Origin of the sequence: Moorena sp. SIO3I8, assembly GCF_010692325.1 — a bacterium.
In the GTDB taxonomy this organism is placed as follows: Bacteria; Cyanobacteriota; Cyanobacteriia; order Cyanobacteriales; family Coleofasciculaceae; genus Moorena.
In genome coordinates, this window is the sequence record NZ_JAAHHW010000414.1 from 1 (window position 1) to 1,307 (window position 1,307).

Below are 1,307 nucleotides of genomic sequence, written 5' to 3' on the forward strand. Positions count from 1 at the left end.
GTATGAATTGTGAATGGTGTATTATAAAGTAAGTATGAATTGTGACTGAATAAGGATGAATTATTAAAAATCACTAGGAATTATTCAAAATCACTAAGAATTATTAAGGATGAAGGATGGATCACTAGACCTCTTGCCAAAGTCTGGTCTTGATGTAGCCCCTCCCCACTCGCGCTTTGCATCAAGACAATGTGTTTAAGTATAGGGTTTTTATTTGAGATGTAAACATAGAATTGATAGGAAAAGGGAAAAGGTAACAGGTCAGAGGGAACAGTAGGAAAGAGCTCCGAAGAGTTTTTGATGTTATGAGAAATCAGCAAGATTGTTCATGACCTATTTGTAAATGCGTAATATCAAGTTCGGATGATTACTTATAATTAGGTTTGGCGGGTCCTCGGCCACCAGTCAAAGCAAGTCAGCCCCCCAATAAGCGTCTTGCTGACCCAGCAATTGCTGACAACGATAGACCAATAAATCCTCGTTCCTCGTTGATATTTTTGGGGGAATGATTGGCCACAATCTCGTTAGCCAGCGGCCACAACCTTTCCGCAGGTTGCAACTGAGTCGAATGTAACGGTAGCTCAAACCGATGAATCCCAACAGGTAACACCACATCTAATGCGATGTGCCATCCCGCTTGGTCTACCACTAGTAGCACTCGTTTATTCAAACCCCATTGAAATTCTCGGGCAAAATCTGCTAATACAAGGGTTGAACAATTGTGTATTCACAAATGGCAAAAGCCACCAATAGGTTTCTCCCGACTCCGGGTGAACAAAAGCATAGACCCACTCTCTTGGTGCGCATTCACCCTTGTCGGGAAACCTGACCGGGGTCGCACCGCAACCACGCTCTATTGATGTTTGACCTGGGCAATTGGTTGTTCCCCCTCAACTGTCCAGACTCGACGCATCACTGGCAGTAGCCCCAAACGATGTTCGTCCATTCCCCACACCTCAATGTCTGCGATCGGGTATTTGGCTTGAAGATATGCCAGCTCTAAAGGTCATTTTTTTTCCACTGCTGTTGGCGGGAGTTCGGAAGTTTCCTGATGTTGGGGTCATTGGACTATAGCGCGATAACCCATGTCCCGAAGATATTCCCATCCTCGATAACGGCTAATCCGAACTCCTGTCAATTCACTTAACCAATCCGCTACCAAACGACCGTTCCATAACCCTCCATCAGGAGCCGGTCCGGTTAGGACTTGCCACAGTTGTGCAAGTTGTAGATCATTGAGTTGAGTTGGCGAACCCGGATTTGAGTGTCGTCGATCGCCCAAAGCATTTGGTCCGTGCTGGTTATAA

The 1,307-nt window shown here is 45.5% G+C and carries 2 protein-coding genes; both read right to left on the minus strand.

Annotated features, from left to right (window positions below; all coding sequences use genetic code 11):
• Window positions 1-415: 415 nt before the first annotated feature.
• Window positions 416-670, minus strand: coding sequence for a hypothetical protein (locus F6K51_RS37480; protein ID WP_293031307.1), 255 nt, complete (start codon window positions 668-670; stop codon window positions 416-418).
• A 390-nt stretch (window positions 671-1,060) separates the two neighbouring features.
• Window positions 1,061-1,307, minus strand: a 247-nt coding sequence (locus tag F6K51_RS37485) for a helix-turn-helix domain-containing protein (protein ID WP_293031309.1), incomplete at its 5' end; no start/stop codon positions are given.